This window comes from uncultured Zoogloea sp. (genome assembly GCF_937894855.1).
GTDB classification, from domain to species: domain Bacteria; phylum Pseudomonadota; class Gammaproteobacteria; order Burkholderiales; family Rhodocyclaceae; genus Zoogloea; species Zoogloea oryzae.
In genome coordinates, this window is the sequence record NZ_CALAYQ010000022.1 from 39,319 (window position 1) to 46,593 (window position 7,275).

Genomic DNA, 7,275 nt, shown 5'->3' on the forward strand with positions numbered 1-7,275 from the left:
GCAACCGCAGGCAGCATGACAGGCAAACATTGGAGAGCAGGATGGATCGCAGTACGCGGCCGGGTGTCGTGAGAAGAGTTTGGTCGGGTATCTGGCGTGGGGTGGACCGGCTGCGCCGGGCGAGCATCAACCTGCTGTTCCTTGCAGTCATCGCGGTGATCGCCGCCAGCTGGTGGTCGAGCCAGATCGAGCCGCTGCCCACCGACGCCGCGCTGGTCATCGCGCCCAACGGAAGCCTCGTCGAGCAACGCAGCGTGCGCAGCCCGATGAGCGTGCTGCAGGGCGGCGACGGCATCCGCCAGGTGCTGCTGCGCGACGTGGTGGACGCCATCCGCAACGCCGCCACCGACCCGCGCATCAAGGTGCTGATCCTCGAACCGGACGGCCTTTCCGGCGCCGGGCTGTCCAAGCTGGAGGAGATCGGCGCCGCGGTGGCCGACTTCCGCAAGGCCGGCAAGAAGGTCTACGCCTGGGGCAAGAACTTCAACCAGACCCAATACCACCTGGCGGCCCAGGCCGACGAGGTGTTCGTCAATCCCGACGGCTACGTGCTGCTCACCGGCTTCGGGCGCTACCCCACCTACTTCAAGGGCCTGTTCGACCAGATCGGCGTGAAGATGCAGGTCTTCCGGGTGGGCACCTACAAATCCTTCGTCGAGCCCTACACCCGCAGCGACATGTCGCCGGAAGACCGCGAGGCGACCCGCGAATACCTCGACGCCGCGTGGCAGGCCTATCAGGCCGACATCACCGCCGCTCGCCCCAAGGCCGGCGCCGGGATCACCCGCTACGTGGGCGAGGCGCCCGAGCTGCTGGCCGCCGCCGATGGCGATTCGGCGAAGATGGCCCTCGACGCCGGCTTCGTGGATGGCCTCAAGAGCGCCGACGAGTGGCGCGACTTCGTGCGCGGGCTGGTGGGCCCGGCCGCGGACGGCAAGGGTTTCAAGCACGTGGATCTGGCCACTTACATCTCCCGCGTCCGCGAGGAAGCCCACCATCCGGCCGCGAAGATCGGCGTGGTGGTGGCCCAGGGCGCCATCGTCGACGGCGAACAGCCGCCGGGCGTGGTGGGCGGCGATTCGGTCGCCGGACTGATCCGCCAGGCCCGCGAGGACGACGCCATCAAGGCCCTGGTGCTGCGCATCGACAGCCCTGGCGGCAGCGCCACTGCATCCGAAGTGATCCGCCGCGAACTGGCCCTCACCCGCAAGGCCGGCAAGCCCGTGGTGGTGTCGATGGGTTCGGTGGCGGCCTCCGGCGGCTACTGGATCGCCATGGCCGCCGACGAGGTGTGGGCCAGCCCCACCACCATCACCGGCTCGATCGGCATCTTCGCGATGCTGCCGGATCTCTCCGGCCCGATGGCCAAGCTCGGGCTCACCGTCGACGGCATTGGCACCACGCCGCTGGCCGCCGGCCTCGACCCGCGCCGCGCCCTCGACCCGCAGATCGGCAAGCTCCTCCAGTCGAGCATCGAGCACGGCTACAAGCGCTTCCTCGGCGTGGTGGGCGAAGCGCGCAAGATGAGCCCGGAAGCCGTCGATCAGGTGGCCCAGGGCCGCGTGTGGATGGGCATCCAGGCCAAGGAAAAGGGCCTGGTGGACAAGCTCGGCGGGCTCGACGCCGCCCTCAAGGCCGCCGCCGCCCGCGCCGGGCTCACCGACTACGACGTGAGCTACGTCGAGAAGCCCCTGTCGCCCCGCGACCAGCTGCTCGCCAAGCTCCTCGACAACGGCGAGGAATCCGACGGCGGGGAACCCGGCAGCCGCTCGCTGGTGGATCAGACCGTCGCCCGCCTGCGCGCCGAACTCCAGGGCCTGGCCCTGTGGAACGACCCGGGCCACGTGTATCTGCACTGCCTGTGCGAGGCACCGTAGCCGGGGCCTCCAGGCGCTTTCACTGCCTGTAAGCGGAATGTTGCCGGATTGTCCCTGACCGGCAACATCCGCGTCACGCCCCGGCAACCCGCCCCGCCGATACTTCCCGGCACCACATCACGTGCCGGGAAAGTCATGTCCGCTCCTTTGTTCCAGCTCGGCGCCTGCGCCGCCGCCGTCCTCCTCCTTGCCGGCTGTGGCAGCAGCGGCAGCAACGCCCCCAGCGTGCCGACCGGCTCGACCACCACGCTGGCCCTGCTGGAGACCACCGACCTCCACACCAACGTGATGAGCTATGACTACTTCAAGCTCACCGAGGACACGTCGCTGGGCTTCGAGCGCACCGCGACCCTCATCGCCGCCGCCCGCCAGGAGTTTCCCAACACCCTGCTGATCGACAACGGCGACACCATCCAGGGCACCGCCCTGTCGGACTACCAGGCCACCGTCAAACCCCTTGGCTGCAGCGAGACGCTGGCCATGTACAAGGTGATGAACGCCACCGGCTACGACGGCGGCGGCATCGGCAACCACGAGTTCAACTACGGCCTGCCCTTCCTGAGCCAGGTGACCGGCAACCGCTTCAGCATCACCGGCATGGCCGAGCCGGCCGACCAGCCCGTCTGCAAGGGCCCAAACTTCCCGCTGGTGCTGGCCAACGTCCTCAGCGTGAAGACCGGCCAGCCCCTGTTCCAGCCCTACGCGATCATCGACAAGACCGTCACCGCCACTGGGCCGGACGGCAGCGCCGTGACCGGCGTCGTCAAGGTCGGCATCATCGGCTTCACGCCGCCGACCATCATGAGCTGGGACAAGCGCTGGCTGGACGGCAAGGTCTACACCACTGGCGTCAAGGAAGCCGCCGAGAAGTACATCCCCGAGATGCGCGCCAAGGGCGCCGATCTGGTGGTGGTGATCTCCCACGGCGGCCTCGACAACAGCGCCTATTCGCCGACCATGGAAAACGGCAGCTACCACCTGTCCAGCGTGGCGGGCGTGGATGCCATGCTGATCGGCCACTCGCACCAGATATTCCCCAACGCCACCAGCACCGTGGCGCAGTTCAACCTGCCCGGGGTGGACAAGGTTGCCGGCACCGTGAATGGCGTCCCCACCGTGATGGCCAACTACTGGGGCAAGCACCTGGGCGTGATCAAGCTCGGCCTCGCCTACGACGGCAGCAAATGGACCGTCGACAAGACCAAGACGGTCGTCCAGGCACGCTCGGCCCAGAACGCCGACAAGAGCTACGTGGCCGTCACGCCCTCCGTCGCCGCCGCCATCGCCGCCGAACACCAGGCCACCATCGACTACGTGAAGACGCCGATAGGCAGCACCGACTTCGAGATGTCGTCCTACTTCGCCGACGTGGGCGATCCGGGCGCGATCGAGCTGGTGAACCAGGCCCAGGCCGACTACGTGGCCCGCTACGTGGCGGCCAACCTGCCCCAGTACGCCAGCCTGCCCGTCCTGTCGGTGAGCGCCCCGTTCAAGAGCGGCTTTGCCGGCGGCTCGGACTACACCGACGTGGCCCAGGGCAACGTGGCGATCAACAACGCCGCCGACCTCTACCTCTACCCGAACACCATCTACGCGGTGAAGGTGACCGGCGCCGACCTCCGGAACTGGCTCGAAACCGCGGCCAGGCGCTTCAACCGGATCGATCCGACGAAGACCACCCCGCAGGAGCTGGTCAGCAGCTTCCCGGGCTACAACTTCGACATGTTCACCAGCCCCGACATCAGCTACGAGATCGACGTCACCCAGGCCGTCGGCAGCCGCATCGTCAATCTGCAATACAAGGGCGTTGCCATCGACCCGGCCAAGGAGTTCATCGTCGCCACCAACAACTACCGGGCGAGCGGCGGCGGCAGCTTCCCTGGCCTGGACGGCAGCAAGACCATCTACGCGTCGCCGGACGCCAACCGGGACGTGCTGATCGAGTACATCAAGGCGATCAAGACCGTCACCCGCGCCGCCAACGGCTCGGACCGCAGCTGGCGCTTCAGCAAGGTCGGCACCGCGGGGCCCGTGGTCTTCCATTCCGCCCAGGGCAAGCTCGCCCTGGCCACTGCGGCGGGGCTGACCAATGTCACCCTCGCCCAGGCCGACGACGGCAGCGGCAAGAACCTGGCGCTCTATGCGATCGATCTTTCGAAGTAAGCGGGGCCGGATCGGCGGCGTCCTCGCCGCCGGCATGACCCTCGCAGCAGCCCTGGCCTGGAGCGCCGCCACCCCACGCGACAACCTGCCGGACGACCCGCGTCAGCTGCAGGTGCTGGCGGGCCCGGGCAGGCAGCCTGCCGCGCTGGACCGGCTGCGGACGCTGGCCGAGGGCAACACGCCCCTCGCCCGCCGCGCACTGGGCGAAGCCCTGCTGGGCAACCGGGAATCCGCCACCGAAGCCCGGGTCTGGCTCGGCCTCGCCGCCCAGGCCGGCGACGCCCACGCCGCCTTCCTGCTCGGCAAGAGCTTGATGGACGGCACCCCCGGCATCCCCCGCGACCCCGCCCGCGGGGCAATGTGGCTGGGCGCTGCCGCCGAGGCCGGCCATGGGGGCGCAGCCTTTCATCTGGGGATCGCCCACCGCAACGGCTACGGCGTGGGCCGGGATGCGATCAAGGCGGCGCGGTGGTTCCGGGTGGCGGCGGAGCAGGGCATCCCCGCCGCCCAGTTCATGCTCGCCAATGCCTACCGCACGGGCGACGGCGTGCCCCGCGACGAACGCGAAGCCCTGCGCCTCTACACCGAAGCGGCCGAACAGGATCATCCGGAAGCCGTCCAGACCCTGGCGATGGCCTACCGGGACGGCGAACTGGGCCTGGCGCGGGACGAGATGCAGGCCCGTCATTTCATGCTGGAGACGGCCCACGCCCTCAAGCATCCGGCGCTGCGCCCCTGATCGCGACAGGATCGCTGCACAAAAAAAAAGCGCAGGGCGATCACCCTGCGCATCCGTCACCGGCTGGCGGCGCTTACCAGCGCTTGATCACCCACTTGGGCACGCGCACGCCGGCATCCTGGGCGTCGCGGCGGGTGAAGTCGCCGTTGCCCACGTCGTCGTAGAGGTAGTAGGGCACGCCGTGGGGCGGAGTAACCTTGACCATGTAGAGCTGGCCATTGACGCGGAACTCCTCGACCGTGTCCTCACCTTTTTTCAGGATGGTGACCTGGGGTTCCTGCTCGGCGTCGAGCTCCATGCCCGGAGGCGGGGGCGGCGGTTCGGGCAGGGGTTCGAGTTTCGGGGGTTGCTGCTGGGCCCAGGCCGACGCCGTGACGGCGAACAGCAGGGCGGCGAATTCTTTTACGCGGGGCATGGCGGTCTCCTGACTATGCCGCGATTGTAACCCGCCGGCCTCGGCAGCCGGCAGGCGATGGGCTTACAGGTTGAGCATCAGCTCGTGCTCTTCGGGCAGCGGCAGGAAGCCGCGGCTCTGGTAGTGGTTGAAGATCGCGTCGACGACCTTCTCGGGCTCGTCGATCACCTGCACGAGGTTCAGATCGTCGGGGTTGATCATCTTCTCGTCCACCAGCCGGTCCTTGAACCAGTCGAGCAGGCCGCTCCAGAAGGCCGACTCGACCAGGATCACCGGGATCTTGCGGCTCTTGCCGGTCTGGATCAGGGTCATCGCCTCCAGCAGCTCGTCCAGCGTGCCGAAGCCGCCGGGCATCACCACGTAGGCCACCGCAAACTTCACGAACATGAACTTGCGCGCAAAGAAGTGCTGGAAGGTCTGGGAGATGTCCTGGTAGGGGTTGGCCTGCTGCTCCATCGGCAGCTGGATGTTGAGTCCCACGCTGGGCGACTTGCCGAAGTAGGCGCCCTTGTTGGCGGCTTCCATGATGCCGGGGCCGCCGCCGGAGATCACCGAGAAGCCGGCGTCCGACAGCAGCCGGGCGATGCGCTCGGTCTTCTCGTAGTAGGGGTGATCGGGTTTGGTGCGGGCGCTGCCGAAGATCGACACCGCCGGGCGGATCGGCTTGAGGCGCTCAGTGGCCTCGACGAACTCTGCCATAATCCCGAAAATCCGCCACGACTCCCGGGCGGTGAAGTTCTGGGCCGTGGTGCTCGGAATCTCCCGGGGAAGTTTGTCTTTTGCAGTCATTTTTCTTTAGGAGTGAGGGGTGAGGGCTTGGGCTCCGCCTGCTCTTCCTCGCATGCCCATGCCTACCTTGTTGCTCGTCGACGGTTCCAGCTACCTGTACCGCGCCTTCCATGCCCTGCCCGACCTGCGCAATTCGGCAGGCGAACCGACCGGTGCCGTGCGCGGCGTGCTGTCCATGCTACGTCGGCTCGAATCCGACTACAAGGCGGAGTATCGCGCCTGCATCTTCGACGCAAAAGGCAAGACCTTCCGCGACGACTGGTTCCCCGACTACAAATCCCACCGCCCGCCGATGCCCGACGATCTGCGCGCGCAGATCGAGCCGCTCCACGAGGCGGTCAAGGCCGAAGGCTGGCCGCTGCTGGTCGAGGACGGCGTCGAGGCCGACGACGTGATCGGCACCCTCACCCGCCAGGCCGTCGAGGCCGGCTGGGAGGTCGTCATCTCCACCGGCGACAAGGATCTCACCCAGCTCGTCCAGCCCGGCGTGCGCTGGGTCAACACGATGAGCGAGGAAGTGCTCGACAGCGACGGCGTGACCGCCAAGTTCGGCGTGCCGCCCGAGCGCATCATCGACTACCTGACGCTGGTCGGCGACACCGTCGACAACGTGCCCGGCGTCGAGAAGTGCGGCCCTAAAACAGCCGTCAAGTGGCTCACCGAATACGGCACCCTCGACAACCTCATCGCCAACGCCGACAAGGTGGGCGGCAAGGTCGGCGAAAACCTGCGCAAGCACCTGGATTTCCTGCCGCTGGGGCGCAGGCTCGTCACCGTTGTCACCGATCTCAAGCTGCCCGTCGGCCCCGCCGACCTGCCCGCCCGCGACGACGACAAGGCCGCGCTCGCCGCCATCTACCGGCGCATGGAGTTCAAGGGCTGGCTGAAGGAGCTCGAAGACGGCGCCCAACGTGCCGCAGCCCCGGCCGCCGCCGAAACCGCCACGCCTGCACCCGAAGCCGAACCCGGCGCCCACCGCACCGGCTACGAGACGCTCCTCGACTGGGAAGCCTTCGACGCCTGGCTGGCCAGGATTTCTGCCGCCGGGCTCACCGCCTTCGACACCGAAACCACCGGCCTCGACCCGATGGTCGCCACGCTCGTCGGCATGTCCTTCGCCACCGTCGAAGGCGAAGCCGCCTACCTGCCGCTGTCCCACGGCTACGCCGACGCGCCGGCCCAGTTGCCGCTCGCCGAGGTGCTCACCAAACTCAAGCCCTGGCTCGAATCCGACGCCCACCGCAAGCTCGGCCAGAACCTCAAGTACGACGCCCACATCCTCGCCAACCACG

6 protein-coding genes are annotated in these 7,275 nt (G+C 67.9%); 4 read left to right on the forward strand and 2 right to left on the reverse strand.

Features of this window, described 5'->3' with window-relative positions:
• Positions 1–41: 41 nt before the first annotated feature.
• From sppA to Q0672_RS01975, 3 genes are all read left to right on the forward strand, one after another.
• Positions 42–1,877, forward strand: a complete 1,836-nt coding sequence (gene sppA / locus Q0672_RS01965) for a signal peptide peptidase SppA (protein ID WP_298619167.1) — start codon at positions 42–44, stop codon at positions 1,875–1,877.
• Between the two features lie 135 nt (positions 1,878–2,012).
• Positions 2,013–4,040, forward strand: a complete 2,028-nt coding sequence (locus tag Q0672_RS01970; RefSeq protein WP_298619169.1) for a bifunctional 2',3'-cyclic-nucleotide 2'-phosphodiesterase/3'-nucleotidase — start codon at positions 2,013–2,015, stop codon at positions 4,038–4,040.
• A 34-nt stretch (positions 4,041–4,074) separates the two neighbouring features.
• Positions 4,075–4,779, forward strand: a complete 705-nt coding sequence (locus Q0672_RS01975; RefSeq protein WP_298619171.1) for a tetratricopeptide repeat protein — start codon at positions 4,075–4,077, stop codon at positions 4,777–4,779.
• Positions 4,780–4,852: 73 nt separating this feature from the next.
• Here Q0672_RS01975 and Q0672_RS01980 read toward each other — a convergent pair whose 3' ends face one another.
• Positions 4,853–5,194: a DUF2782 domain-containing protein gene (locus tag Q0672_RS01980; RefSeq protein ID WP_284188368.1), complete on the reverse strand. Its 342-nt coding sequence runs from the start codon at positions 5,192–5,194 to the stop codon at positions 4,853–4,855.
• A 63-nt stretch (positions 5,195–5,257) separates the two neighbouring features.
• On the reverse strand, positions 5,258–5,983 hold the full coding sequence (locus tag Q0672_RS01985) for a TIGR00730 family Rossman fold protein (protein WP_298619173.1): 726 nt from the start codon (positions 5,981–5,983) through the stop codon (positions 5,258–5,260).
• A 58-nt stretch (positions 5,984–6,041) separates the two neighbouring features.
• Between Q0672_RS01985 and Q0672_RS01990 the strand changes: the two genes are divergently transcribed.
• Positions 6,042–7,275, forward strand: a 1,234-nt coding sequence (locus Q0672_RS01990) for a 5'-3' exonuclease H3TH domain-containing protein (protein ID WP_298619175.1), incomplete at its 3' end; no start/stop codon positions are given.

Excerpts from the sequence above, each read along its gene's own strand:
- sppA (WP_298619167.1), top strand. The coding sequence starts at position 42 with ATGGATCGCAGTACGCGGCCGGGTGTCGTGAGAAGAGTTTGGTCGGGT.
- Q0672_RS01970 (WP_298619169.1), top strand. The coding sequence starts at position 2,013 with ATGTCCGCTCCTTTGTTCCAGCTCGGCGCCTGCGCCGCCGCCGTCCTC.
- Q0672_RS01975 (WP_298619171.1), top strand. The coding sequence starts at position 4,075 with ATGACCCTCGCAGCAGCCCTGGCCTGGAGCGCCGCCACCCCACGCGAC.
- Q0672_RS01980 (WP_284188368.1), bottom strand. The coding sequence starts at position 5,194 with ATGCCCCGCGTAAAAGAATTCGCCGCCCTGCTGTTCGCCGTCACGGCG.
- Q0672_RS01985 (WP_298619173.1), bottom strand. The coding sequence starts at position 5,983 with ATGACTGCAAAAGACAAACTTCCCCGGGAGATTCCGAGCACCACGGCC.